Annotated in this window: 26 protein-coding genes; 3 read left to right on the top strand and 23 right to left on the bottom strand. The window is 52.5% G+C overall.

The window, feature by feature from the left end:
- Window positions 1-20 precede the first annotated feature (20 nt).
- From NFS35_RS17835 to NFS35_RS17815, 5 genes are all read right to left on the bottom strand, one after another.
- Complete coding sequence (locus NFS35_RS17835) at window positions 21-824, bottom strand: ZIP family metal transporter (RefSeq protein WP_251208465.1); 804 nt, start codon at window positions 822-824, stop codon at window positions 21-23.
- Between the two features lie 92 nt (window positions 825-916).
- Complete coding sequence (locus tag NFS35_RS17830; RefSeq protein WP_251208464.1) at window positions 917-1,927, bottom strand: NAD(P)H-dependent glycerol-3-phosphate dehydrogenase; 1,011 nt, start codon at window positions 1,925-1,927, stop codon at window positions 917-919.
- A 45-nt stretch (window positions 1,928-1,972) separates the two neighbouring features.
- A complete protein-coding gene (gene plsY, locus NFS35_RS17825) occupies window positions 1,973-2,653 on the bottom strand; it encodes a glycerol-3-phosphate 1-O-acyltransferase PlsY (RefSeq protein ID WP_251208463.1) in 681 nt (226 codons plus the stop codon).
- A gap of 38 nt (window positions 2,654-2,691) precedes the next feature.
- The gene (der, locus tag NFS35_RS17820) at window positions 2,692-4,035 is read right to left on the bottom strand and encodes a ribosome biogenesis GTPase Der (RefSeq protein ID WP_251208462.1); all 1,344 of its coding nucleotides are present in this window, start codon (window positions 4,033-4,035) and stop codon (window positions 2,692-2,694) included.
- A gap of 86 nt (window positions 4,036-4,121) precedes the next feature.
- Entirely contained in the window at window positions 4,122-5,462 is a 1,341-nt protein-coding gene (locus NFS35_RS17815) for a DUF512 domain-containing protein (RefSeq protein WP_251208461.1), read from the bottom strand.
- A gap of 236 nt (window positions 5,463-5,698) precedes the next feature.
- Between NFS35_RS17815 and NFS35_RS17810 the strand changes: the two genes are divergently transcribed.
- On the top strand, window positions 5,699-6,892 hold the full coding sequence (locus NFS35_RS17810; protein WP_251208460.1) for a ribose-phosphate pyrophosphokinase: 1,194 nt from the start codon (window positions 5,699-5,701) through the stop codon (window positions 6,890-6,892).
- Here NFS35_RS17810 and NFS35_RS17805 read toward each other — a convergent pair.
- The 17 genes from NFS35_RS17805 to ylxM all read right to left on the bottom strand — a co-directional run bounded on the left by NFS35_RS17805 (window position 6,889) and on the right by ylxM (window position 21,622).
- Window positions 6,889-9,600, bottom strand: coding sequence for a sensor histidine kinase (locus NFS35_RS17805; protein ID WP_251208459.1), 2,712 nt, complete (start codon window positions 9,598-9,600; stop codon window positions 6,889-6,891). The two genes, NFS35_RS17810 and NFS35_RS17805, sit on opposite strands and share 4 nt — an antisense overlap.
- Window positions 9,601-9,609: 9 nt before the next feature.
- Window positions 9,610-10,302, bottom strand: coding sequence for a response regulator transcription factor (locus NFS35_RS17800; protein ID WP_251208458.1), 693 nt, complete (start codon window positions 10,300-10,302; stop codon window positions 9,610-9,612).
- 105 nt (window positions 10,303-10,407) lie between these two features.
- On the bottom strand, window positions 10,408-11,280 hold the full coding sequence (gene pgeF / locus NFS35_RS17795) for a peptidoglycan editing factor PgeF (protein ID WP_251208457.1): 873 nt from the start codon (window positions 11,278-11,280) through the stop codon (window positions 10,408-10,410).
- 16 nt (window positions 11,281-11,296) lie between these two features.
- Window positions 11,297-11,659 carry a YraN family protein gene (locus NFS35_RS17790; RefSeq protein ID WP_251208456.1) on the bottom strand — a complete coding sequence of 121 codons (363 nt, stop codon included), beginning with the start codon at window positions 11,657-11,659 and terminating at the stop codon, window positions 11,297-11,299.
- 5 nt (window positions 11,660-11,664) lie between these two features.
- Window positions 11,665-11,958: an EscU/YscU/HrcU family type III secretion system export apparatus switch protein gene (locus tag NFS35_RS17785; protein ID WP_251208455.1), complete on the bottom strand. Its 294-nt coding sequence runs from the start codon at window positions 11,956-11,958 to the stop codon at window positions 11,665-11,667.
- Window positions 11,959-12,001: 43 nt separating this feature from the next.
- Window positions 12,002-13,771, bottom strand: a complete 1,770-nt coding sequence (locus NFS35_RS17780; protein ID WP_251208454.1) for a flagellar hook-length control protein FliK — start codon at window positions 13,769-13,771, stop codon at window positions 12,002-12,004.
- Between the two features lie 28 nt (window positions 13,772-13,799).
- On the bottom strand, window positions 13,800-14,561 hold the full coding sequence (locus NFS35_RS17775) for a ribonuclease HII (RefSeq protein ID WP_251208453.1): 762 nt from the start codon (window positions 14,559-14,561) through the stop codon (window positions 13,800-13,802).
- 19 nt (window positions 14,562-14,580) lie between these two features.
- Window positions 14,581-15,126, bottom strand: coding sequence for a signal peptidase I (lepB, locus tag NFS35_RS17770; RefSeq protein WP_251208452.1), 546 nt, complete (start codon window positions 15,124-15,126; stop codon window positions 14,581-14,583).
- Window positions 15,123-16,001 carry a ribosome biogenesis GTPase YlqF gene (gene ylqF / locus NFS35_RS17765; protein ID WP_251208451.1) on the bottom strand — a complete coding sequence of 293 codons (879 nt, stop codon included), beginning with the start codon at window positions 15,999-16,001 and terminating at the stop codon, window positions 15,123-15,125. The genes lepB (NFS35_RS17770) and ylqF overlap by 4 nt, the downstream gene beginning before the upstream one ends.
- Before the next feature lies 1 nt (window position 16,002).
- Window positions 16,003-16,581, bottom strand: a complete 579-nt coding sequence (gene lepB / locus NFS35_RS17760) for a signal peptidase I (protein ID WP_251208450.1) — start codon at window positions 16,579-16,581, stop codon at window positions 16,003-16,005.
- A gap of 58 nt (window positions 16,582-16,639) precedes the next feature.
- Window positions 16,640-16,987 (bottom strand): 50S ribosomal protein L19, encoded by a 348-nt coding sequence (gene rplS / locus NFS35_RS17755; protein ID WP_251208449.1) that lies wholly within the window; start codon window positions 16,985-16,987, stop codon window positions 16,640-16,642.
- An 89-nt stretch (window positions 16,988-17,076) separates the two neighbouring features.
- Window positions 17,077-18,498 carry a tRNA (guanosine(37)-N1)-methyltransferase TrmD gene (trmD, locus tag NFS35_RS29345; protein WP_330640315.1) on the bottom strand — a complete coding sequence of 474 codons (1,422 nt, stop codon included), beginning with the start codon at window positions 18,496-18,498 and terminating at the stop codon, window positions 17,077-17,079.
- Between the two features lie 5 nt (window positions 18,499-18,503).
- Window positions 18,504-19,028 (bottom strand): ribosome maturation factor RimM, encoded by a 525-nt coding sequence (gene rimM / locus NFS35_RS17740; protein ID WP_251208448.1) that lies wholly within the window; start codon window positions 19,026-19,028, stop codon window positions 18,504-18,506.
- A gap of 119 nt (window positions 19,029-19,147) precedes the next feature.
- Window positions 19,148-19,429, bottom strand: coding sequence for a KH domain-containing protein (locus NFS35_RS17735; protein WP_251208447.1), 282 nt, complete (start codon window positions 19,427-19,429; stop codon window positions 19,148-19,150).
- Between the two features lie 24 nt (window positions 19,430-19,453).
- Window positions 19,454-19,699: a 30S ribosomal protein S16 gene (gene rpsP / locus NFS35_RS17730; RefSeq protein WP_251208446.1), complete on the bottom strand. Its 246-nt coding sequence runs from the start codon at window positions 19,697-19,699 to the stop codon at window positions 19,454-19,456.
- 107 nt (window positions 19,700-19,806) lie between these two features.
- Window positions 19,807-21,177, bottom strand: coding sequence for a signal recognition particle protein (gene ffh / locus NFS35_RS17725; RefSeq protein WP_251208445.1), 1,371 nt, complete (start codon window positions 21,175-21,177; stop codon window positions 19,807-19,809).
- Between the two features lie 70 nt (window positions 21,178-21,247).
- Window positions 21,248-21,622: a YlxM family DNA-binding protein gene (ylxM, locus tag NFS35_RS17720; protein ID WP_251208444.1), complete on the bottom strand. Its 375-nt coding sequence runs from the start codon at window positions 21,620-21,622 to the stop codon at window positions 21,248-21,250.
- 92 nt (window positions 21,623-21,714) lie between these two features.
- On the opposite strand from ylxM, the gene NFS35_RS17715 reads away from it, so the two are divergent.
- Both NFS35_RS17715 and NFS35_RS17710 read left to right on the top strand, forming a co-directional pair.
- The gene (locus tag NFS35_RS17715) at window positions 21,715-22,044 is read left to right on the top strand and encodes a hypothetical protein (protein ID WP_251208443.1); all 330 of its coding nucleotides are present in this window, start codon (window positions 21,715-21,717) and stop codon (window positions 22,042-22,044) included.
- Window positions 22,041-23,207 (top strand): DNA/RNA non-specific endonuclease, encoded by a 1,167-nt coding sequence (locus NFS35_RS17710; protein WP_251208442.1) that lies wholly within the window; start codon window positions 22,041-22,043, stop codon window positions 23,205-23,207. The genes NFS35_RS17715 and NFS35_RS17710 overlap by 4 nt, the downstream gene beginning before the upstream one ends.
- A 147-nt stretch (window positions 23,208-23,354) precedes the next feature.
- On the opposite strand, the gene NFS35_RS17705 is transcribed toward NFS35_RS17710, so the two are convergent.
- A complete protein-coding gene (locus NFS35_RS17705; protein WP_251208441.1) occupies window positions 23,355-26,480 on the bottom strand; it encodes an alpha-mannosidase in 3,126 nt (1,041 codons plus the stop codon).
- Window positions 26,481-26,491: the final 11 nt, after the last annotated feature.

Genomic DNA, 26,491 nt, shown 5'->3' with positions numbered 1-26,491 from the left:
GCGGCCCGATAACCGTTCCGTCATCCCAGCATCACGTCAAGCAGCATCATCACCGCGAATCCCAGAATGATTCCCATAGTCGCGGAATACGGCTCTTTCTGCTGATTCCTCTGGCATTCGGGTATCAGCTCGTGGACGGCCACCAGTATCATCGCCCCCGCCGCGAAAGAAAGGGCAAAGGGCAGAATGGCCTCCATATACACCACCAGAAGCGCGCCGATCACTCCCGCCACCGGCTCTACCATGCCGGAAGCCTGCCCCAGCAGGAATCCTTTTTTCCGGGAGTATCCCTCCCGCCTCAAAGGGATGGAGACTGCCGCGCCCTCCGGGAAATTCTGCAGCCCTATGCCTACTGCCACCGTCACAGCGCCCATCAGATTCTCCATGCCGGCTCTGTCGCCGCGCAGAGTCCCAAAGGCGACTCCTACTGCCAGCCCCTCCGGTATATTGTGGAGCGTAATCGACAGCACCAGCATGATAATCCTATTCATGCGGGCGCCCGGCTCTCCCTGAGCGCTGTCCGCCCTGTTTCTGGCATAGGAGACGATTTTATCCGAAATCCACATAAATCCCGCGCCGCAGAGGAATCCCCCCGTAGCTACCAGAAAAGGCGGCGCTCCCCCCATGGCCTCCGCTCTTTCGATGGCAGGCTGGAGCAAGGACCAGAAGCTGGCCGCAACCATGACTCCCGCCGCAAAGCCCAGCATCAGATTCAGCACCCGGCCATTCGGTGTCCGGAAAAAAACAACGGTTGCAGCGCCCAAAGCCGTCACAGACCAGGTCCCAAGCGTTGCAACCAATGCCATGATAATCACATTATCCATCTCGCACCCCCCTCATATACAGCATATGACGCCGTATATGAAGTGTGCCTGTATCCTAAAAACCCAAAACGATGCCAAGCCAGAACTTCTTCTCACACTGGCCAGGGCTGATCGGACACCTCGAGCTTCTTATCCCGCAGCATCAGCTCCCGCACCGCCAAGGCCGCGCTCTTTCCCTGAAACAGCACTGCGTTCACCTGTTCGATGATAGGCAGCTGCACATTATACTTCTGCGCCAGCTCCATGGCCGCCTTGGCGGAGTGCACGCCCTCCACCACCATCTTGACCTCTGCCATGGCCTCGTCGCAGGTCTTCCCCTGTCCGATCAGGATGCCCGCCCGGCGGTTCCTGGAATGCATGCTGGCACAGGTGACTATCAAATCCCCGATTCCTGTCAGACCGCAGAAAGTCTCGAACCTGCCGCCCATGGCGGTGCCCAGCCTGGCAATCTCCGTGATGCCTCTGGTAATCAGGGCCGCCTTTGTATTGTCGCCGTACCCCAGGCCGTCCGCGATACCCGCAGCCAGGGCCACCACATTCTTAAGCGCTCCTCCCAGTTCCATACCCAGGATATCCGGGCTGATATAGACCCGGAACACCTCATTCATGAACAGATTCTGGATATATTCCGCAGTGGCTTTTGATTTCGCTCCTACTACTATAGTAGTGGGGACGCCCCGCCCTACTTCCTCCGCATGAGAGGGGCCGGACATCACCGCCACATCCGCCTGGGGAATCTCCTGTTCGATGATTTCGGAGAGCGTCATCACCGTATGCTCCTCGATTCCCTTGGCCACGTTCAGAATCTTCTGTCCGTCCGCCACATAAGGCTTTAGCCTGTGGGCTGTGGACCTGGTATAAGAACTGGCCACCGCCATGATCAGCAAGTCCTTTCCCTCTACTGCCTCTTTGTCATCCGTGGTGAACGCCATATCCTCCGCCAGCTTTACCCCGGGCAGCATCTTGTGCTCGTGATTCTCCCGCAGCATCTCGATTTCCTTATCCAGCGCTGACCAGACAGTAATCTCATGTCCGTTACCCCGCAGCAGCACCGCCAGCGCGATGCCCCAGCTTCCTCCACCAATGATACTAACCTTGGCCATAATCCCCCTTTTCCGCAGATATCCGCTCTCTGCTTCCTATTGCTTTTATTCCTTTTTGTCGCCAGGCTCTTCTACATCCACCTTGTTCTTCCTGAACAGATAGGTTCTCCTCTCATTGCCCTGCAGCAGGCGCACGATATTCTCCCGGTGCTTCCAGTAAGCCAGCGCGGCCAGCAGGAAAGAGAGGATATACATCTCATTCAGATGCGACTGGCTCATACCGGCGAACACCCCGTTCTGCCCGCATACCACCATCTCTATCACAAAGCCCAGATACACCAGAAGAGATCCCAGCGAAACCAGATGGGTGGAAAAGAAAATCCCGAAGAACACCGCCACGCCCATAATGATGAAATACGGATGGAAAGAAAGAATCAGCCCTGCCGTGGCGGCGATTCCCTTTCCTCCCTTAAATCCCATATAAAAGGGATAATTATGTCCCAGAACGGCTCCTGCCCCTGCATAGAGACAGAGCAGATATATCGTGTCCGGATGGCTCTCTCCAAAGAGCAGTCTCGTTATCACCACCGCCGCGATACATTTCAGGCAGTCCCCGGCCAGTACAATCAGCCCGGCTTTCGTCCCCAGCACCCGCAAGGCGTTGGTGGTGCCGGCATTTCCGCTTCCATGCTGCCGGATGTCGATTCCATGTGCCTTGCCGTAGAAATAGGCGGTCTGAAACAGACCAAAAACATGGCCTATCAGCAAACAAATAATCCTTTCCATAAAATCTACTGCTCCTTTTCTATGAATGCTCTTCTTCATTATGAATGCTTTTCTTCATTTCGTTCTCTGATGATGAAGCGAAGCGGCGTACCTCTGAATCCAAAAGTATCCCGAATCTGGTTCTCAATATATCTGGTATAGGAGAAATGCATCAGTTCCTTCTTATTCACAAAGATGACGAAAGTGGGCGGCTTTACGGCAACCTGGGTGATATAGTACAGCTTCAGTCTCTTGCCCTTGTCAGAGGGCGGCTGCTGCATGGCCACCGCTTCCGCCATGATCTCATTCAGCACGCCGGTGGCCACTCTCATGGCGTGGTTCTCGCTGACCATGTCGATGACTTCGAACAGCTTGCCCAGACGCTGTCCGGTCAGAGCCGATATGAAGATGATTTCCGCATAGGGCATGTAGGACAGGACATTGCGCACCTTTTCAGTGACGCGGTAGATGGTCTTGTCATCCTTTTCCACCGCATCCCATTTATTCACCGCTATGATGACTGCCTTGCCCCTGTCATGGGCTATCCCGGCAATCTTCGCGTCCTGCTCGCTGACCCCCTCCACCGCGTCGATGATCAGCACCACGATATCCGCCCGCTCTACCGCGCCAACGGCGCGCACAATCATATAGTGCTCCAGCTGTTCTTTTATCTTGTTCTTCCTGCGCAGTCCCGCCGTGTCGATGAACACATATTCCTTTCCATTGCGGACAATCTCTGTGTCCACGGCATCTCTGGTGGTTCCCGCGATATCGGACACGATAAGGCGCTCCTCGCCCAAAAGCTTGTTGATCAGAGAGGATTTCCCCACATTGGGCTTCCCTACAATCGCCACCCTTGTGCGCTCGTCCTCTTCCTCCTCCGGCGCCTCCTTGCTGAAATGGGAAATCACCTCCTCCAGCATGTCGCCAAGCCCCAACCTGTTCACCGCCGAGATGGGATGAGGCTCGCCGATGCCCAAGTTATAGAATTCAAACACATCAGCGGAATACTTGTTCACGCTGTCCACCTTGTTGACCACCAGCACCACCGGCTTGCGGGAGCGGCGCAGCATGTCCGCCACCTTGTCGTCCGCGTCCACCAGTCCCTGCTTTACATCCACAAGGAAAATAATCACATCAGCCGTATCAATGGCGATCTGGGCCTGTGCCCGCATCTGGGACAATATGATATCCTTACTGTCCGGCTCTATGCCGCCTGTGTCTATCAGAGTAAAGGTCCTGTCCAGCCAGGTCACATCCGTATAAATCCTGTCGCGCGTGATGCCGGGGGTATCCTGCACAATGGATATCCGCTCTCCTGCCAGGGCATTGAACAGGGTCGATTTCCCCACATTGGGTCTTCCCACCACTGCCACGATCGGTTTCCTGCTTCTCTTTGCCATAATTCACCTCTCATATATCTGTTCCGGATTCCGCCCGGCATAGGCAAAGCGTGCGCCTTTCCGCCAGCCAGAAGACAGGACTGTTGTTATCTTGACACTGCCGCCAGCACGGAATCCACAAAATCGTTTCCGCTTGATTTTACAATATTAATCGGCACTTGTAAAGCTTTTTCCAATTCCGGCAGCCTATAATCGTCTAAAAAAACATCCTCACCGCTGCGGAGAATGTTCTCCGGCAGGAGCAGGCAGCGTCCAAGGGGCTTGTCCTGAAGCTGCGCCAGCAGGTCCTGCCCCGTGATTAGCCCGGACACCGTGATCATCTCTCCGAAAAAGAAATTCGTGATGGGATAGACCATTAGCTTCACTCCCGGACAGGCCTCCATCAGCCGCTCCGCCATCCTCTGAATATAGGGATATGCCAGCTTTCCCGTGGCCATGGCTATCTCCCCTTTTGGCGCAGTATTCGGAAAACCGTCTTTTTTTACTTGTTCTTCCATTTTTTCTTCAAATTCATCCGTCAGAAGACGCAACATCCCCACGCCGTTCTCCAGCTGCAGGTATCCGTCATAGCGCTCCGCCTCCGGCAGTTCCCTCTCCGCCAGAATGTACCATTCATCGCTGGCGTGTACGAAATGGGTGCCGTATTTCCCATAGCACTCCCTCTGGAATCCCTCAATCAGATTGATGACAGCCTCCGCCTCCTCTTTCCCGAAAGGCTCCAGCGGATACAGCCCCTCACGGTATTTCGTCAGCCCTACGGGCACCACAGAGACACTCTCCAGATTCGGAATATATTCCATCAGCCGGGTGATGCTGTATTCCAGCTCTTTCCCGTCATTCAGCCCCTTACAGAGCACAATCTGTCCGTTCATATGGATATCGGCCTCCATCAGCCTGTCCACTTTCTTCAGGGCCTCCCCCGCGAAGCGGTTGTTCAGCATTTTACAGCGAAGCTCCGGATTCATGGCATGGAAAGAGATGTTGATAGGCGACAGCCTGTACCTGCAGATTCTGTCCACATCATGCTCCGACATATTAGTCAGCGTCACATAATTCCCCTGCAGAAAAGAAAGCCTGGAATCATCATCCTTGAAATATAAAGTATCCCGCATCCCCGGAGGCATCTGATCGATGAAGCAGAACACGCACTTATTGCGGCAGTGCCGGTATTCATCCATCAATCCATTCTCAAACTCCAGCCCCAGATCCTCATCATAGTCTTTCTCCACCTCCAGCAGCCACTGCTCCCCGTCCGGCTTCTCCAGTACCAGCTCAACATAAGTATCCTGGATCATGAACTGATAATCAAAAATATCCTCAATCTCCGCATCGTCAATAGAAACAAGCCTGTCCCCCGCCTCTATCTCCAGTTCCTCCGCAATACTTCCCGGAAGGACCCTCTTCACAATATGTGTCTTTTCCCGCATCGGTCTTACACTTCCTTTTTGTCTCAGATAAACTTTTCACACTCTAATCATACAAGAAATTTCTTGACGTGTCACTAGTATAATGATATAAAATATGTGTACGCTCAATTTATACTGCTTAACAGTTAAATTTCCGGGAAATCTGACTACACGGCACCAGTCATATGCGTTTAACCAGTGCAGAACGGTAAATTCTGGTGTAATGTAGTATACTTTCTACATCACAGGGAGGACATATGCCTAATTTACATGAGATTGAGAACGCCATGCCCGTAGCTCCGTTAAAAATCGTCGCGCTTTCTTCCGCAAAGAAAATGGGTAAAAGAATCAATGATTATCTGGTAGAGTTCCGAAAGAGCATCCACAACGACAAGGTAAAGACAGATCCTGCTTTTCAGGGCTACAGTGAAGACAACTATCTGGCAGAAGTAGAGACGCCCCGTTTTGGAAGCGGCGAGGCCAAAGCCTCTTTTCAGGAGTCCATCCGCGGCAAGGATCTCTTTCTGCTGGTGGATGTCTGCAACCACAGCATCACCTATAATATGCACGGCCATGTGAACCATATGTCCCCGGATGACCATTATCAGGATTTAAAACGCGTCATCTCCGCCTGCAACGGCAAGGCCCACAGAATCAATGTCATCATGCCTTTCCTCTACGAGAGCAGACAGCATAAGAGGAACGGCCGTGAATCCTTAGACTGCGCTTTCGCCCTGCGGGAGCTGCGGGACATGGGCATCAGCAATTTCATCACCTTTGACGCCCACGATCCCAGAGTCCAGAACGCCATTCCCCTGAGCGGCTTCGACAATTTCACCACTCCCTATCAGTTCATCAAGGCGCTCCTTGGCTCGGAAGAGGATCTGATCGTGGACAAAGAGCATCTGGTCGTCATCAGTCCCGATGAGGGGGCCATGGACCGCGCTATTTATTTCTCCACCGTCTTAGGCGTGGACACCGGCATGTTCTATAAGCGCCGGGACTACTCCACCATAGTAAACGGCAGGAACCCCATCGTGGCCCACGAATTCCTGGGCGATAATATCGACAGCAAAGATGTCATCGTCATAGACGATATCATCTCCTCCGGCCAGAGCATGCTCGACACTGCCAGGCAGCTGAAGCAGATGAATGCCAGGCGGGTCTTCATCTGCTGTACTTTCGGGCTCTTTACCGATGGTCTTGAGTCCTTTGACGAAGCTTATGAGATGGGATATTTCGATAAAGTAGTCACCACAGACCTGGCTTATCTGCCTCCCGCGCTTTACAGCAGACCTTATTTCATCGAGGCGGACATGAGCAAGTTCGTGGCCTCCCTGATCGATTTCATGAACCATGACGCCTCTCTCAACAACGCCCTGACGCCTACCGGCAAGATTCACAGCATCCTGGAATCCTACAACAATCGTCAGGCATTTGAGATGAATTAATCAGAAGCGGCGTTTTCGTCGTATTCCGGAAAAGCCAGCCGCACCTTGAACAGATCCCCGTCCATCAGAATCTCAAAGTCTCCTCCATGCACCTGGACCAGGCTTTTCGCAATGGAAAGCCCCAGGCCGCTGCCCTCTGTGGTCCGGGAAGAATCACCCCTGATGAAGCGTTCCGCCAGTTCTTCCGGCCGGACGCTCATCTGCTGTCTGGAGATGTTTTTGACAGATACCTCTATCCGCCCTTTCTCCATCGCCATATCAATGTAGACCCTGGTGCCCTCCAGGGCGTATTTGCAGATATTGTTGAACAGGTTTTCCAGTACACGCCACATTCTGCGGCTGTCCGCATAGATATAGGCCGGGGCGTCAGCCTGGTCGAATACCACCTGCAGTCTGCACTCCTCCATCTTTTCGGAGAATTCTCCTATTCCCTGATTGAGCAGCTCCGTCAGGTTCAGTTTTTCCTTTTCCAGCACAATGCTTCCTGAAGAAATCCTGGAGGCTTCCACCAGGTCATCCGTCAGCTGCTTCAGGCGCTGTGCCTTGCTGTCCAGGATATTGATGTATCCCTTTGCAGGCTCCTCCTGGATGCGCAGCCTTTTCAGCAGATCCACATAACTGATGATGGAAGTAAGCGGTGTCTTCAGGTCATGAGAGACATTAGTAATCAGCTCTGTCTTCATCCGCTCGTCCTCCATGCTGGTCTTCACCGCCTTGCGGATACCCTCTCCGATATTGTTCACCGCAATGGCCACTTCTTTGCTGGAACCGTGGAGACTGTCCGCATCCACTTTATACTCCACTTCCCCATCCCGTATCCTGTGAATGCCCTCCACAATCTCTGCCTGTTCCGCATTCCTCCTGAGCAGGAAAACGCCTATGATTCCGTCCATCACCACCATGGCGGCAAGAATCAGGAAAGCGTACATATGCCTGTCCCACAGTTTATATGTGGTGACAATTCCCAGCAGGTTCGTAAAGAGGAACATATTATAGGGCAGCAGCATACTGACTGCGGAATTCTTGTGGCGTAAAATAAATCTGACAGCATTGTCGATTCCCCTGTATGCAAAATGCAGAAAACTCCCCTGCAGCAGACTGCCTGCTTTCATCCGGCGCACTATGCTGTGCCAGACGATGCCGAAGCACACACTGACATAGATACCGTACACCGCAAACAAGCCATAGCGGTACAGTTTCGTCAGTTCGACCCCCATAAGCCGGGTGGGCACGACTCCCGCAGTCTCCGCAATTTCCACGATTATCTGATATCCCTGCAGGCCGCCATAGACAAAACCTGCCGCCAGGAGAAGCAGAAGCTCTGTCCACAGCTTATCGAAACGATTCAGATACTGTACCTGCTCCCCATTCTCCCCGATTGCTGTACCCGCGGTAACTGTCAGATAGATTCCGATTCCCAGCCAGAAAAGGGCCAGCATCATCGTCAGCATAATAAACCGTCCCACATTGGGCACGATTTTCTGATAAATAGCATTCGCTGTGTGGAATGCGTCTCCTTCGATGGCGTATCTGGAATCTACCCCCAGCCAGATGTGGGTAGTATCAGGATAGGCATAGCTATATACGCCGATATATTCGTCTATCTCCTCTTCGCTGAAAATCGTATTCCCCATGAACACCAGACTGTCCGGATAATAAATCAGATAACGTCTGTACTCATTAAAGGACTCCGTGACCTCATTGTCCTCCAGCCCGGCCAGATTAGGCACATTCGTATAAGTGCACATTCCCTTATCCGTCATCATGCGCACCATGTACTTCACATTGCTGTTGGTCCCCTTATAGGCTTCATTACAAATCTGATAGCGCTGATAGTTGACTGTGAGGCTGTCGATTGCCGCCACTACATTTTCCTGCAGCTTGATATAATCGATCCAGTTCTGTGCATAAGCCGTCAGCTGCCTCTCTCCGTCCACCGTGGCATAACGGCAGTTCAGCATGGGGATGTACACAGTCAGGCTGCCGTCATCCTCTCTGGATAGATTTATACCGTCAAGATTCTCCGACATGATATGGGAAAAGACCATATCCTCCAGCTGTTCCTGGGTGCTCTCCTCCAGCTTTTCCGAGAGCGCGGCGATTTCTTCCATGGTCTTGCCGGAAAGCGCGGCCGGCATATCCTCCCCTGTTTCCGGTTCCGGACTCTCATCCCCTCCGTCTTCCGCTTCTTCCCCCACATGATAGAAATCATCAAAACAAAGCTGGTCATACTCGTCCAGCTTGAAATTCTCCGGGTAGATACAATAGCCGAAATAGTTCACGAATTCCGTCATGCTCATGAAACGGTCCGTATATTCCACGCCGGACTTCCCCCATTTGACAATATCGTCCAATGTATAGACCGCCGTAAGGGCGCAGCCTGAATCTTCCCCTATCTCGCTGGCGTACTCTGTCACATCGATTTTTTTAGAGGGATTCAGGACGCCGTCCGTCTCCAGCTGCCCTTTCAAGGCTACCAGCTGCGTGATATCGGAAACAGCGTTCCGAAACAAGTCCTGATAGATCTCAGACTCCTCAAACTCCAGCCCTGTATCGATGGGAAAAATCCGGTAGACCTTGGGGCCGTCGATAGAATCCACCGCGATATAGGAATTCAGAAGCAGACTTGCCACGGTCATCATAATACCGGCCGCCAGCAGATGCTGCAGCAGCTCCAGGCACAATCTTTTAAATCTCTTTATTTTCATAGGCCTCCGTTATTGTTTGTCGATTTTATAGCCCACCCCCCAGACCACTTTCAGATATCTGGGCTCTCTCGGATTGATTTCAATCTTCTCCCTGATATGGCGGATATGTACCGCCACCGTATTGTCCGCGCCTATGGCGTCCTCGTTCCAGATGCTCTCATAAATCTGGTCGATGGAGAATACCCTGCCCTGGTTCTTCATCAGAAGCAGCAGGATATTGTATTCAATGGGAGTCATCTTAACAGGCTCCCCATCCACGGTTACCTGCTTCGTGTCGTCATTGATCACCAGGCCTCCCACCTGATAGACCGACTTGCTCTCCGTATTCAGGCTCCCAAGGGAAGTATAGCGGCGGAGATTGGACTTCACCCGCGCCACCAGCTCCAGCGGATTGAAAGGCTTCGTGATATAGTCGTCCGCGCCGATGTTCAGCCCGAGAATCTTGTCCGTGTCCTCGGATTTTGCGGACAGCATGATGATGGGGATGCTGCTGTACTCCCGAATCTTCAGGGTGGCGCGGATACCGTCCAGCTTCGGCATCATCACGTCCATGATCAGCAGATGGATTTCTTCCTTCTTCAGTAAATCAATCGCCTGCTTCCCGTCGTAGGCCTTAAAAATGCTGTGCCCGTCCTGGTTTAAGTAAATCTCTATCGCGTCCACGATTTCCCTGTCATCATCACACACGAGTATATTAGCCATATTCCTTCACTCCGTCTTCCTGAAATGCTCCTCTTCCACATTTGCCTGAAGATAATTAAAGCATATCTTTTTTAAATGTTATCTAACAAAAATATGAATGTTTTCTTAATCTTTCAATGCCAGGAACGCAGCCACATTCCCCCGTCTTCCGCCGCTGGCCCGGTGGGAGAACAGGTAATCGCTGTTGTGGCAGGTACAGATATCCGTCACAGCGATGTGCGAGGGCGGAAGTCCCGCCTGCTCCAGAATAAGCTTATTGGCAAGCCACAGATCCAGCTGATACTTCCCGGGCCCCTTTCCGGGCGCTGCCACTTCTTCTCCCAGCATGCGGATGAACTGTACCGCCACATCCTCGCTGACCTCATAGCAGTCGCGGCAGATAGAGGGGCCGACCGCCGCGTATAAGTCCTCCGGCCTGCTCCCGAAATGCTTTTCCATAGCCTGTACCATGCGCTCTCCCATCCTGCCCACAGTGCCCCGCCAGCCGGAATGCGCCAGTCCGATGGCACGATGGACCGGATCCACGAAATAAAGCGGCACACAGTCCGCGTAGAAAGTCACCAGCACAAGCCCCGCCTCATCCGTCACCATCCCGTCCACGTCCGAGTAATCCCGGGGGCGCAGGATTCCCTTTCCCTTATCCGAGGCTGTCATACGCCGGATATTCGTGGTGTGGGTCTGATGGGAGGCTGCCATATCCTCCACCCTGCACCCAAAAGCCTCCGCAATCCTCCCATAGTTTTCCAGCACGTTCTTACTACTGTCTCCTCTGTCCACACTGAAGTTCATAGCGGAAAATTCCCCTGTGCTCACTCCGCCTGTGCGCGTGGTGAACAGATGCTTTACTATCCCTGTCTCCTCCAGCAGAGGAAAAGTCAGGTATTCCAGCGCATCGCCGCTCTTTGTCAGGACACAGTTCTGCCGCAGAACCTGATTATTCTGATTGTATTCCCTCACTGTCCGCTCTATCTGAAACATAGTGTAACCTCCGCGCTTACCTGCGTGTATAAATATGTGAAAAAGCGTTCTGTATCCACTGCACCTGTGCGCCCTGGATACCCACCACATCATATCTGATACTCACATCGTCTCCCAGTCCATGGGTGTATCTGTAATAATCGGCAACCCTGCAGATCCGGCGTTGCTTGCGGTAGTCCACAGCCTCCAGTGCATAGCCTTTCTCCGAGGTACTGCGATACTTCACCTCCACGAACACCAGATATCCCTGATGCCTGCCAATCAAATCAATTTCTCCCTCTCTGCAGCGGAAGTTCATATCCAGTATCCGCATGCCGTTCTCTGCGAGATATTCCGCCGCCTGTCTTTCGTAGTCCGCTCCCTCCTTGCGCTTGTTCAAAAAGACTACCTCTTAATCTTCCCCTTTATCTTGTCCATAGAGTCCACGAACACCAATATCTCCGCCACCACTTCATACAGTTCCGGCGGTATCATGTCCCCGATGTCTAACCGGGAGAGCGTGTCCGCCAGCTTGTCGTCCCGGTGTATGGGCACATCGCTTTCCTGGGCCTTTTCGATGATTTTCTCCGCAAGGATTCCCCGTCCGCTGGCAATGACTCTGGGAGCCGCGTCCGAGGGGTCATATTCCAGCGCGATGGCCTGTTTCAGTTTGCCGTCCTTCTCTCTCTTTCCGTCCATGTGTCCGCCCCTCTCCGTCTATCTGCTACTCTGTCTCTTCACGCTAAGTCCTTACATCAAACGCGTATCTGGAGAGCATGACGCTATGCTCCTGTTTTAAGAGAGGCTCCAGCCCTCCTTTCGTGGCCTCGCCGCCTTTCTCCTCTCTGGTGGTCATGGCATAGCTGCAGTCATATCCCCGCTTCCGCAGGCGCTCCGTCAGAATATCCATATGAGCCGCCATAAAATCTATCATTTCATCGTCCCGGAGATAGAACTTCGTGTTCACCTTATTGTTCTGCATAGCCACATATACATCCACCGGCCCCAGATGCTCCATGTCCAGATGCAGCAGGGCGCTGACATTCCCGTCTTTCTTCGCCAGATTCTTTTTATTTGTATAAACATAGAGGTCCCCGTGGGCATCCCGCTGCTGCAGATGCAGGGGCAGCTGCACATAACTGTACATCTGGTTCAGCTGCTGCAGGAAATCCACATTCTGGGACATGGACGCAGCGGCGCGGAAAGCCTCGCTGCCGGTCTGCCCCGCATTTTCCAGAGCGCCGGTCAGGCCTTTCAGCTGTCTGTCCAGCCTGCGGTACAGCTCTTCCACCTTGCCCGGAACAGCCAGTTCCTCCGGCCTCAGCACCCAGTCCGCCTTGAATGAATCAGCAAAAAAGGCTCTGAAATTCTCCCCGGAAAACAGCCTCTCCAGCGCGTGCATAGCGCCCGAAGAGGTTCTTGCGCTGTCGGCGAGAGCTCCCAGATTCGCGAAGAAAAGCCCCTCATCCATCTGCCCTGCGGCAAACTGCCGAATCTGGTTCTGCAGCTGTGCGGCCTCCTCCGGCGGCAGGCGCAAAGAATCTATCAGCCCCATGGCCTCCTCTGCCACAGCGGCCCGCAGATTGCCCTGTACCGCATCCATCGCCGCACCTTCCGGCATGCCGGCCTGCGCTCCGGCACTGCCCGGTTTGATCTGCGTTTCTCCGCGCATTCCCTCCGCCACCTCGGCCGCCATGTCCAGGATAATCTCCGCGCCGGCACCAGTCTGCAGCGGCTGGCCGGTTTCTCCCGCTGTCTGAGTCCCCCCAGCACCCATTCCCTGCGCAGCATCCGTTTCCTGAGCAATGCCTGGTTCCCGGGCAGAACCCATTTCCCCAGCCAAAGACAGCACCTCCTGATACAGCCTCACCGCCCCCAGGACATCTCCCTCGGCCATCATGGAATCGAATACTTCCGGGAGCGTGCCCAGGATATCATTCATTCCGTCTACCAGCTGATAACTCAGATTCCTGTAGGAGGCCATCTGATTTACATTCCCCTCATTTACCGGCATCTGCAGCTTGTGGAGATTGATGATATCGGAAACGAAAGCCTGCGGAAAGCTGTTGATTTCCCGGAAAATCTGCTGCAGGTTGGCCTTGTTCACAGGAAGCCCTGCCGCCATCAGCTGCTCCGTCATGTCCACAGTGTTCCGGTTCAAGGGAAGTCCCGCCATGTCCAGCGCTTTCAGCACGTTCACGTCCGTGGCCACATTGGTGAACAGCGGGCTCAAGGTAAGGGCGCTTCCATTGTTTTTGACCTCGAATGTCATATTCTTTCCGATTTCGATGTTCATATTGCGGTCTATCCGGGCATTCAGCACCATATCCTCGGAAAGCCTGATCTGTACCTCATTGCCATTTCTGGCCACGATTTCGCCATTGATCGTCTGTCCCGGCACAAGGGACCGAATCTGGCGTGCCAGCTGTTCCGTCTGGGCAGAAGCGGGCGGCGCAGCCTTTGCCGCCTGATCCGTTCGGCTCTCTCCCGAAAAGAGCTGTGTCAGTTTCATCTATGCTCTCCTTTCCTGTCCTGCACGCTTAAACCTGTACGAAATTTTTGATAAAACTCCTGCGATGTATCGGCGTAGGCCCATACTTTCTCAGGGCCTCTATGTGTCCCGTGCTTCCATATCCCTTGTTTTGGGCAAAATCATATCCCGGAAAAATCTTATCGTAATCCTGCATCAGTCTGTCCCTTGTGACTTTAGCGATGATGCTGGCAGCGCCGATGGAAATGCTCTTTGCATCCCCCTTGACAATCGGCACCTGAGGTATGGAGACCCGCGGTATGGTCACTGCGTCATTCAGCAGGATATCAGGCCTGCAGGTCAGCTTGCCGATTGCCTCACGCATGGCCTCATATGTAGCCTGCAGGATATTGATCTCATCAATCCTCTCCGGCGCGGCATATCCCACCCCGCAGGAGACGGCCTGCTCCATGATGATTTCATAAAGCTCCTCTCTCTTTTTTTCGGACAATTGCTTCGAATCATTTATATACAGGATGCGGCAGCCTTTGGGTAAAATGACAGCGCCGGCCACCACGGGCCCTGCCAGCGGCCCTCTGCCCACCTCGTCTATCCCGCAGATATAGTCGTAATCCCTGTACTGCTCCTCATATACCCGCAGCGTCTCTATCCGCTTCTTCTCCTGTTCCAGCGCGGCAAGCCGCTTCGCTGCCGCCTCCGCCAGTTTCCTCACTCCGGCGCGCTCGTCTGCGGAATACTCTTTTACAAGTTCAGGCAGCTCCTCTATGGACGCTGCCTGAAGAATCTTCTTTATCTCAGTAGTACTTTTCATTCCGGGTTCCCTCACACTATTACTGATGCTTCAATATGCCGAACTTCGACAACGGCCAGATGCGGATCCATGCCCTGCCCACTATATCTTCCCTCTTAATATTTCCTATGATTTCTGCCCGGCTGTCCATGCTGTTGTTGCGGTTATCTCCCATGACAAAGTATTCGTCCTCCCCCAGGACAACGGGATCGATAGCGATTCCCACATGTTCCGGCGAAATGACCTCCCTGCCGTAGCTTTCCTCCAGCACCTCACCGTTGATATAGATATTGCCCTGTACGTCAATCTGTACCGTCTCTCCGGGAAGCCCGATGATCCGCTTGATGTAAAATGTATTCTCCTGCTGTTTGAAAGGAAATACGATGATATCGAATCTTTTCGGGTCGGCGAAACGATAGGTAATCTTATCCACAATCAGATTGTCCATGTCAGAAAGCATCGGTTCCATGGAAGAGCCGTCCACCTCTGTCCTCTGCCCCACAAAAGTAATCACCAGCCACGTCAAACACAATACGCCTAAAAGATAAGCAAGCGTGCTTATCATTTCTTTCATCGCTTTATTCATCGTTCGTTCTCCTGTTCTGACACCGGCGGCGGACTCTCCGGGCTCTCCAGCGTTATCCTGCCCAGACGGCCGCTCCTGAAGTCATCCAGCAGCAAATCGGCCGCTTTCTTCAAATCAAGGCTCTCGCCTTTCAGAAAGCATTTCCTGCAGCGCGCGATTTCTGTCAGCATCCGGGCCGCACTGTCCTCCCATGAAATTCCATACCGCCCTGTCACGGCGTCCGGGTACAGCTTACGCAGGACGTCCAGCAAATCACAGGCAAGCTCCTCCATGATGATGATTTCATCATTCATGGAACCGATAAAGGCCAGATGCATTCCTACCAGGTTGTCTTCAAACTTAGGCCACAGAATACCCGGCGTATCCAGCAGCTCCAGATTCTTATTCAGCCGAATCCACTGCTTTCCCTTTGTGACACCCGGCTTATTCCCTGTCCTGGTACAGGCCTTGCCCGCAAAGGAATTGATGAAAGTGGACTTGCCCACATTGGGGATTCCCACCACCATGGCCCTCACCGGGCGGCCCACGATGCCTCGTTTCCTGTCCCTTGCTATTTTTTCGGCGCAGGCTTTCTGTACCAGGCCGTTTATCGCCTTGATGCCGGAGCCGGATTTGGAATTGACCTCCAGAGCGAAGATTCCCTTGTCTTCAAAATACCGCATCCACGCCTTGTTGCAGGCTGCATCCGCCAAATCGGATTTATTCAGAAGCACGAGCCTCGACTTACCCTTTCCGAGCCCGTCGATGTCCGGGTTGCGGCTTGCCACCGGCACTCTCGCGTCCACCAGTTCTATAATCAAATCAATCAGTTTTATATTTTCCTGCATCATACGCCTGGCTTTGGTCATATGACCAGGATACCATTGATAATTCATACTATTTCACGAATCCCATGTCTGCTTCCTCAAAGGCGGCACGGAACCATACCTTTCCTATAATGTCTTCTTCCTTCACCGGCCCGATGTTGGCCGAGCGGCTGTCTTCGCTGTTGCCCGGATTATCTCCGATGCAGAAGAACTCCCCGTTCTCTATGACGAATTCCTCTGCCGCGATTCCCGCCTCCGCCAGCTTTTCCTCCACCCAGGGGCTTTCCGTCCCGTTCACGTACAGGATGCCGCCGGCAATCACCACGCTGTCCCCCGGGCCTGCCACTACGCGCTTTACATAATAATGCGAGTTCTCATTCCCATTGGGAAGAAAAACTATCACATCTCCCGCTTTCGGAGAAGATATCAGATAAAGGAAAGAATTGATGAATATCTGCTGGCCATTGTAAAGAGTAGGCTCCATGGACACGCCTACCACATTGGTCCTCATCCCCAGAAAGACATTCAGCACGACCGCTATGAAAACCGCCGTAAAGATACCGAACAGCCAGCTAAAGACCTCCCGGACATGGGCCGGGCTGATTTTCTTTTTTCGTCTGTAAAAGCTAAGACCCCTGTTTTTCGCCATATAATCATTCCTGATGAAAGAAAAGGACAACTACCTGAGTAATTGCCCTTTTGTCCGCTTACCTTACGGCTTCCTTTACCTTTGCCTTCTTACCGACGCGGCCTCTCAAGTAGTTCAGCTTAGCACGTCTGACCTTACCTCTCCTGACTACCTCAATCCTCTCCACATTGGGGGAATGGACGGGCCAGGTCTTCTCAACGCCGATACCATTGGATGTCTTCCTGACGGTAAATGTCTCGCGGCTGCTTCCGCCCTGTCTCTTCAGGACGATTCCCTCGAACATCTGGATTCTCTCCCGGTTGCCTTCCTTAATCTTACCGTAAACCCTTACGGTATCGCCGACGTTAAAATCGTCGACTTGGCTTTTCAGCTGCTCTGCTTCGATTTCTCTGATAATGTCACTCATAATGAGCCTCCTTTTTCAAATGGATGTTCTTAATGCGCCTTGGCAACAGAGGACCATCTCTTCTTTACAACATTAAAAGTTTAGCATAATCATACTCTATTTGCAAGCACTTTTTCCAGCCACCAGAAAGATTTTTCCGCTTTGTAAAAGCCCAGCCGCTCCTGGAGCCGCTCCGAAACGGTATTTCCCACCGCCACATGGCCGTAGGGAGTCCAGCCTCTCTCCAGCATGCGGTTCACGGCATAGGCTTCCAGCGAAGCCGCAATCCCTCTTCCGCGAAAAAAATCCTCCACGAACAGCATCCCCAGGCTCCCCTCATCGTGCATCCCCACAAAGCCCACCTGCCTGCCATCCACAAAAGCGCCGAACATGGCTCCTGCCGATATCCGCTCCCGGACATAATCTTCATCTGTACCGGGGCCCTTTGTGCCATCGCCGTACCATTTATGCACATACGCAAAATCATCCATGGTAAGCTGCCGGATATCCTTGTGCTTCACCGGCAGCGTCTCTCTTCTGGTATACAGCATCTGGCTGAATTCACCGAATACCGCATACTGCCTTTTCAACAGAATATCCCGGGCAAAAGCCTCCGACACCAGGACCATCTCCGTCTCTGCAGGCAGCAGATCCGCCAGACTCTCGCAAGTCTCCCTGTCAAGGGCAGTCATCATGGCAATCCTGCATCCCCTGTCATATAACAACACGGCAGTCTCGTTCAAACGGTAATCCGTATACAGAATGTCGGCACGTCCTCTGGACAGGCTTTCCATCATATGGATATTATTGCGCTTCTGAGCGGAAAGCCTCTTAATCAGCTGCTGCTTTTTTTGATACTTCGCATACAGATCAGGCCGCCGCCCGGCAGTGCGCTGTCTGGACTGCTCCAGCCTCCAGGCCGCCACCTTGCTGTGATTGCCGGACAGAAGCACTTCCGGCACCCGCATCCCCATCCACTCCTCCGGCCGGGAATATTGGGGATATTCCAGCAGATCGTTGTAAAAGCTCTCCTCCTCGGCCGAGCTGTCATTGCCCAGCACACCGGGAATCAGCCGGGCGATGGCGTCTATCATCACCATGGCCGGAAGCTCCCCGCCGGTCAGCACATAATCCCCGATAGACACCTGATCCGTGACGACTTTTTCCAGCGCCCTCTCATCGATTCCCTCATAGTGGCCGCAGAGGAACACCAGCTCCTCCTCCCGGGCAAAGTCTTCCGCCATCCTCTGGGTGAACGGAGTCCCCTGGGGCGTCACGTAAATCGTCCTGACAGCAGCGCCGCCTGTCACGGCCCTGTGGGCATCATACACGGGCTGCGCCTGCATCAGCATGCCGGCCCCGCCTCCGTAAGGGTAATCGTCCACTTTTCCGTGCCTGTCCAAAGTGTAGTCCCTGATATTCACCGCGTTCAGGGAAATGATGCCTTTCCCCGCTGCCCTGCCGATAATGCCGGAGCCAAGTCCATGCAGAATCATCTCCGGGAACAAAGTCAGTATATGAAATTTCGTCACTTTCTTCACGCTCCGTCCAGTAATCCGTCCAAAATGTGTATCCTGATGAATCCGGCCTCCACATCCACCTCAAGGACGCATTGCCTGATAGCAGGCAGAAGCAGCTCCCGGCCGTCCGAGAGCGCAATGACATACACATCGTTGGCGCCGGTCTCCATCACATCTTTCAGGGTTCCGATTTCCGTCCCGTCCTCATCCCGCACTGCCAGCCCAATCAAATCCGCGATGAAATATTCATCTTTTCTGAGGCGCACCGCGTCGCTTCTGGGCACCATCAGGAACGCTTTCCTGTATTTTTCCACATCCTCTATGCTGTCAATCCCCTTGAATTTCAATATGGCGAACTGTTTGAAGAACTTGACGCTCTCTATCTCCAGCTCTGTGCCGGAAGTCTGTGCCCTCCCGGTATCCAGCGTCACTTTTTTCAGCCGCTTGAATCGTTTCACATCATCTGTCGTAGGATATACCTTCACCTCTCCCCGCAGGCCGTGGGTGGAGGTGATGATGCCCACCTTAAAAAAATCTTCCATGGAATGCCCTCTTTCCATAATCCGCAGGGCTTTCCCGGCTCTTAAGACAAAAAGGCCGCCACACTCCTCATGTAGCAGCCCCTGCCGGAAACCTGCATTTTCTATACCACGCGTTTCCTCTATACGATTTCAACATCCACGCTCTTCTTCTCACGGAAAGATGCCGCTTTCACAACGGAACGGATTGCCTTTGCAATCCTGCCCTGCTTGCCGATGACCTTTCCCATATCGGAGGGCGCCACATGAAGCTCGATGACAGTATTCCTGCCCTCGGTCTTTTCCGTCACAACAACCTCCTCCGGGTTATCCACAAGCGCCTTTGCGATAACTTCCACCAAATCTGTGGAATGCTTTTCTTCCAAAGAATGATTTTCTTCTAAAGAATGAATTTCTTCTTTCATAAGCCACCTCCAAGAATCAAAAATTTACTTCTCGATGCCAGCAGCTTTGAACAGTTTTCCTACCGTTTCTGTAGGCTGGGCGCCGTTTGCCAGCCATTTCTTAGCAAGCTCTTCGTTGATTTTGAAAGTGCTGGGATCCGTGCTGGGATCATAGGTACCTATTTCCTCAATGAATCTTCCGTCTCTGGGAGAACGGGAATCAGCCACGATGATTCTATAAAAAGGAGCCTTCTTCTGTCCCATTCTTCTCAATCTGATTTTTACTGCCATTGTCTACCTCTTTCTGCCGTCCTGTGCGGCCTTATGTTAAAATGTTTCTATGAAAAGGGATATACCCATATTCATCCTGATTTTCGGTGTCACAGGTTTTGAGCACCTTAAAAGGGGAACCTGCCCTTGCCGCCTATGCCCGGAAAACCGCCGAACATCCCGCGGCCCTTTTTGCCGCCGCCAAACTGCTTCATCATCTTCTGGCTCTGTTCGAACTGCTTGATGAAACGGTTCACTATCGCGATGTCCACACCGGCGCCTTTGGCGATGCGGTGCTTTCTCTGGGGATTTAGCAGCTTCGGATTCCTGCGCTCCTCTTTCGTCATGGAGAGGACGATTGCCTCCATATGCTTCAGCTGCTTCTCGTCAATCATGGACTCCAGGTCCGCTCCCTTGATTCCCAGACCGGGCAGCATGCTCAGGATACTGGTCAGCCCGCCCATGTTGCGCATCTGCTTCATGCTCTCCAGATAGTCCTCGAAATCGAACTTGCCCTTTTTCATGCGGCCGGCCATCTCGCGGCTCTTGTCCTCGTCTAAATCTATGCTCTCCTGGGCTTTCTCAATCAGAGAGAGTACATCTCCCATCCCTAAGATTCTGTTGGCCATGCGGTCCGGGTGGAACTGCTCCATATCCGAGAGCTTCTCGCCCATACTTACATATAAAATCGGCTTGCCTGTGACCGCTTTGATGGAAAGGGCCGCACCGCCTCTGGTATCGCCGTCCATCTTGGACAGGACCACTCCGTCAATGCCCACCTTTTCATCGAACTCTTTCGCCACGTTCACGGCGTCCTGACCGGTCATGGCATCCACTACCAGCAAGGTCTGGTGAACAGCGACCGTGTCCTTGATCTCCTGCAGCTCCGCCATCATGTCCTCGTCTATATGCAGACGGCCTGCCGTATCCAGGATGACCACATTGTGGCCGTTCTTCTCCGCGTACCGGATTGCCTCTGTCGCAATCTCAGGCGGTCTATGGTCCGTTCCCATGGAAAACACGTCCACTTCCTGCTTCCTGCCGTTGATCTGCAGCTGCTCGATAGCGGCAGGACGGTAAATATCGCAGGCTACCAGCAAAGACTTCTTACCCCTGGTCTTGAGTTTTCCGGCAATCTTCGCCGTAGCCGTGGTCTTTCCGGCACCCTGGAGGCCAGCCATCATGATGACTGTGATGCTCTTGCCTGGCTGCATGGCAATCTCTGTGGTCTCGCTTCCCATGAGGGCAATCATTTCCTCATTGACGATTTTGATGACCATCTGTCCGGGATTCAGGCCGTTCATCACGTCCTGCCCGATAGAGCGCTCCTCCACGGCCTTTACGAACTGCTTGACCACCTTGAAGTTCACATCAGCCTCCAGAAGCGCCATCTTCACTTCTTTCAGGGCTGCTTTTACATCCTCCTCGGTCAGGCGCCCCTTGCTCCTCAGGTTCTTGAATACATTCTGCAGTTTATCTGTTAAGCTCTCAAATGCCACCTGTGACTCCTTGTCCTGTTGTTTTCGCAGTTTGCATGTTATGCAAACTTTGCAACCTATATACTATGTCCTAAAGCTCTTCCAGAAGCTCATGGGACAGCTCCCGGATGACCCGCAGGCGTTCCCGCATGGCCCCGGCATCTATCACAGCGCTGTCATCTTCTTTTTCTTCCGCAGGAAGCGTCAGCCGCCGGATTTCCTCTACAGTCTTCTTCGCTCTGGCAAAGCGCTCCACAAGATGGAGTTTGCTCTCATAATCCTGGAGTATTTTATCGCAGCGCTTAATCAAATCATGCACGCCCTGCCTGCTGATGCCCTGGGCCTGCGCAATCTCACTTAAGGACAAGTCATGGTACACCGCGTCCTCGTAGACGCTGCGCTGGTGCTCCGTCAGCAGTTCGCCGTAGAAATCAAATAGCATTGTCTGTTCATATATTTTATCCATATCACTACCAACCTTGTGTATCTTACTACAGAAGCGGGCAGGTGTCAAGTGTTTTTTCTTGTCGAACTAACGTTCAATGGAGAACCTTGGTATTGAAAAAAGCAATGAGAAGATTTATTTGGCACGGAAATGACGCACCGCCGACAGCACCGGCTGGAACAGCAAGGAAAACGCTAAAACGTGGCGCAAGGCCCCGGGAGGTGTTGACGGAATATTTTCAGGATAGTAAAATACTGAAATGGAATGATGTTCAACCACCATATATACATAAAATAGAAAAAATCATCCTCTTCATATGGAACCGGACATATCCGGCAGATACATTCTTACCATTGGATTTAAACGAATGGGTTTTAGAATGGACAGAAGATTTTGTTGGATATTCGCATGATAAAATAACCAAGGAGATATACCGAAGATGAGAAGAACAAAGATATGGCTATTATCCGTTGTTTCATCAATTGCTCTGCTATTGTCAGCGTGTGCTGCCCCTGCAGCCGGCGACGCAGGCCCCTCTCCCACTCCGGAACCGGTAGAATCTGCAGAAGAGGCGGCTTCTGAAAGCGCGTCTGAGGGTATGCCTGCTCCATCTCCTGAACCAGTGGAGCCCTGGCAAGAGCGGCCTGCGGAAAACGCTGCCCCTGACGATGGACGGCAATCCATTCCGCAACTATCCGGCCCCTCATTTTCTAACAATGATATCGCTCCATATTCAGGAGAGCCCTATGCAATCGTCAATAATAATGTCCCCTATTTCTCTGAAAGCGATCTGTCTCCTGAATCATTTGAGTACTACAGCGACCTGGACAGCCTGGGCCGGTGCGGCACTGCATATGCTTCTATCGGATTGGATATGATGCCGGCAGAAGAACGCGAAAGCATCGGGCAGATAAAGCCTACCGGCTGGCACACGGTCAAATACAGCGACGTGATTGACGGAAACTACTTATATAACAGATGCCATCTGATCGGATACCAGCTTACAGGGGAAAATGCCAACGAAAAGAATCTGATTACCGGCACCCGTTATCTCAATGTCCAAGGAATGCTGCCATTTGAGGATATGGTCACAGATTATGTGAAAGAGACCGGAAACCATGTGCTCTATCGTGCCACTCCTATCTTTGAAGGAGACAATCTATTGGCATCCGGAGTATTGATGGAGGCTGAATCCGTAGAAGATACCGGTGAAGGCATCTTGTTCTGTGTCTATGCGTATAATGTACAGCCTAATATCATAATCAATTACGCTACGGGCGAAAGCAGCCTGTCGCCAGAGGGTCCGGCTTCTGAGCCTATTACCACACCAGAACCCACAGTCGAGCCTGTCCCTACTGCCGCACCAGAGCCTACAGCCGAACCTGCCCCTATAGAAGCTCCGGCAATCACAGAGACACAGGAACCCATCGATGAGCCTGTTCCACAAGGAACGACCTATATCCTGAATACTAATACGGGCAAGTTCCACTATCCTACCTGCGGCAGCGTGAAACAGATGAAAGAAAAGAACAAGCAGGAGTTTTCCGGCACCAGGGATGAAGCCATATCAATGGGATACGATCCATGCAAGAAGTGCAATCCATAGAATACTGAAAACGAAGCGGCCGGCCATATATCTCTGCCGGCCGCTTCGTTCCAAAATTGCAAAGGTCTTACCGGGTATAAGGACATAAACCGTATCATCGCAACTTTCTGCGGTGGCTTACAAAGCTAAATCATAAAGGCTACTCTTTTATGCCTTCAGATACAGTTTCACCGTCTTGATTTCAAACGGCCGGAAAGAAAGCTCGATTCTTTGCCCATTCTCACCGGTGAAAGGACACGGCGCGATGGTCTCTTCCAATAGATTGACTATCTCCGCGCCATCAATCTGATAGTCGGAAGACAGCTGCACCGAAGTACGGACCCCCCTGTATTCGTGCAGGCGCACAATGACACCCTCATCGGCCTCCGCTTTCTTCACCGCATCGACTTTTACGGATTTTCCCGACAGGCGAACAAACATTCTCTCCTCTACGAGCTTTGCATCCGCGAATACCGTAATCGGGAGATTCAATTTCTCTGCCTCTTCCACCGTACTACATGCCGTGATATGGCCGGCATGCGGATAAAGCGCATAAGTAAAAGTATGCTCTCCCATATCCGCCTGGGGATCCGGCGCTTTGGGCGAACGGAGAAGACTTAGCCTGACAGCGCTCCCTTCTATATTGTAGCCGTATTTGCAGTCATTCAGAAGACTCACGCCGTAGTCGCTCTCCGACAGATCCGCCCATTTATGGCCGCACACCTCAAATTTTGCCCGATCCCAGCTTGTATTTCTGTGTGTCGGACGTTCTATGTACCCGAACTGGATGTCATAAGCGGCTTTCACGGCGCGTACATCGGTGTAAAATGCCGTCTTTAAAAGCTTATGCTCCTCTCTCCAATCCACCCGGGTCTGAAAATCAATCCGTGGGCAGTCCCGGTAAAGCACCATTTCCTGACGAATCAAGGAGCGGTGGAAATGATAGACAAACTCTATCTTCATGCGCAGCGTCCCCAATTCCGAGATTCTGGCCTCCCCATCCATGGAAAGCTCTTTCTTTTTCTCCGTATAAAAGGAGTCGATATTCCAGGCATCGTTGCTCAGCGGTTTGTCTTCATACAATTCCAGGACATTTCCGAAACATCCCTCTTTCAGAACCTCCCGACAGCATTTTTTATCATAAATCATGGAAAGCCGGCCTTTTTCATTCCAGCGGATGATATAGTAAGGCGTCTCAACCATACGGGATTCCGAAATAAACTGAAATGTTTCCTGTTCCCCCGAAACTGCCTCTTCCCCCGGCACAAAGACCAACTGTTTCAGGGACAGGGGCTCCAGCTTTGTCCGCACCAGATAACCGCCCTCTGTCCTCTGGGCGTCCAGCCTCCGCTCTCCATCGTAGAAGCAGCCCGCCTTTTCCTGCTCAATCCACACATAATCGTCCCTGGAAAATCCGTCAAACGCCGTCAGTACATAGGAATTTTCTTCCGGCTGCGTGAGGCCTGCCGCAGCCTGCTTCTGCAGCGTACCCACTTCCTTTTCCAGCGCTGTGTACATAATCCGGGAGTCCTCATAGACCTCACGGATCGAGGATCCGGGTATGATATCGTGGAACTGATACAGCAGGACCTGCTCCCAGCACTTTCTCAGCTCTTCTTCCTTTCCGTTTCCTCCCGCTGTGCGGTTCCATGCGGACAGCCATTCCGCCTGGGAGAGCAGCAGTTCCATGCGGCGGTTCATTTTCTTATTGTAGCCCTGTGTGGTATAGGTCCCCCGGTGAAACTCCAGATACAGTTCCCCGTCCCAGACCGGAACTTTATCTTTCTCTTTTTCCGCATTTTCATGAATCTTTTTGAAAAAGCTGCCTGCCGTGTCCGTCTGCACATTGGGCAGCCCCGGCATGCGGTGAATCATCTTCCGCATTTCAAGCATTTCCCTGTTGACGCCTCCGCCGCCGTCCCCGTATCCGTAAGAAATCAGCACATCCTGCGACAGATCTTTATTCTTGAATTTGCTCCAGCTTCCCAGAACGGTTTTCGGCGTCAGCAGTCCGTTATAGGTGGAAAACCAATCCTCCGGAGGCCTGTGTTCTTCCGGCGTCTCGATAAAATAGGTCAGAATTTCGCTTCCGTCGATGCCGCGCCAGATAAACAGATCTTCCGGAATCTGATTGTTCTCATTCCAGCTGATTTTTGTGGTCATAAATGTCTTCATTCCGCATAAGTTCAGAATCTGCGGAAGCGCCCAGCTATAGCCGAATACATCCGGCAGCCACAGGTATTCGCATGTCTTCCCGAATTCTTTCCTGAAGAAAGCGGTTCCATGGAGGAACTGGCGCACAAGGGATTCCCCTGAGGGGATATTGCAGTCGGCCTCCACCCACATGCCGCCGTCCGGCTCCCATTTTCCCTCTGCGGCCTTTTCTTTTATCTTCGCATACAATTCCGGACAATCTTCTTTCACATACTGATATAGCTGTGGCTGGGACTGCAGAAAAATATATTCCGGATACCGCTCCATCAGGCGGAAAACTGTACTGAAAGAACGCTGTGCTTTTTCACGGGTATGTTTCAGCCGCCACAGCCATGCCACGTCAATATGCGTATGGCCCACGGCGTGTACGGTAACGGCATGTTCTTTTTCAATCTGTCCCAGTCCCTTTTCCATCACCGCGACAGCCCTGGCCGCACTTTCATAAAGCGCCTCCTCGTCCCAGTCAATGGCGCCCAAAATCTCTTCTGTCAGACCGGTAAGAACCTGTTTCTCACTGTCCGTGGTCGCAAGCAAATCGGTGGCCTGGGCTGCCGATTTCATATAATAGTACAGCGCATCCGTATTCCGCTCCAGGAACGCCAGATCCGCCTGCTGCAGACAAAGGGTAAAATCATCCTCTCCGTCTCCCTCCATGCCCGTCCAGGCAAGGAATGTCAGCCGTACCGTTTTTCCCTCGTATTCCCGCAGCAGAATCTCCGTGTGGTTCTCATCCACGCCCTGACAGGGTCTTCCGTCCACATAGAGCATGGCCTCGAAACGTCCCCGCAGACAACCCGCTTTTTTGCCGAAATGAAACAGCAGCACCGTCTCGCAGCTTTTTGGCGCTTTCGGGATTTCCACGGTTCTTTCCAGCCACAGATAGTTGTTCCGTCCTCTCAGGCAGTCGCCGATTGCAAAGGACATGCCATCTTCCATTTTCTTCGGACAGGCGCGGTAGACCTCATCCGGTCCGTTTTCCCCTTTTGCCGCCAGAAAAGGGGCTATGGACTGATGCCCAAAATATCTCCTGCTTTTCAGCTCCTCCGCCCGTCTCTCATATTTCCTGCTTGTTCTATCCATCTTTACCCCCT

The organism is Acetatifactor aquisgranensis (assembly GCF_943193215.1).
GTDB lineage: Bacteria > Bacillota > Clostridia > Lachnospirales > Lachnospiraceae > Acetatifactor > Acetatifactor aquisgranensis.
The sequence above is the reverse complement of the archived record's forward strand: the minus strand, read 5'-3'. Positions and strand labels throughout refer to the sequence as shown.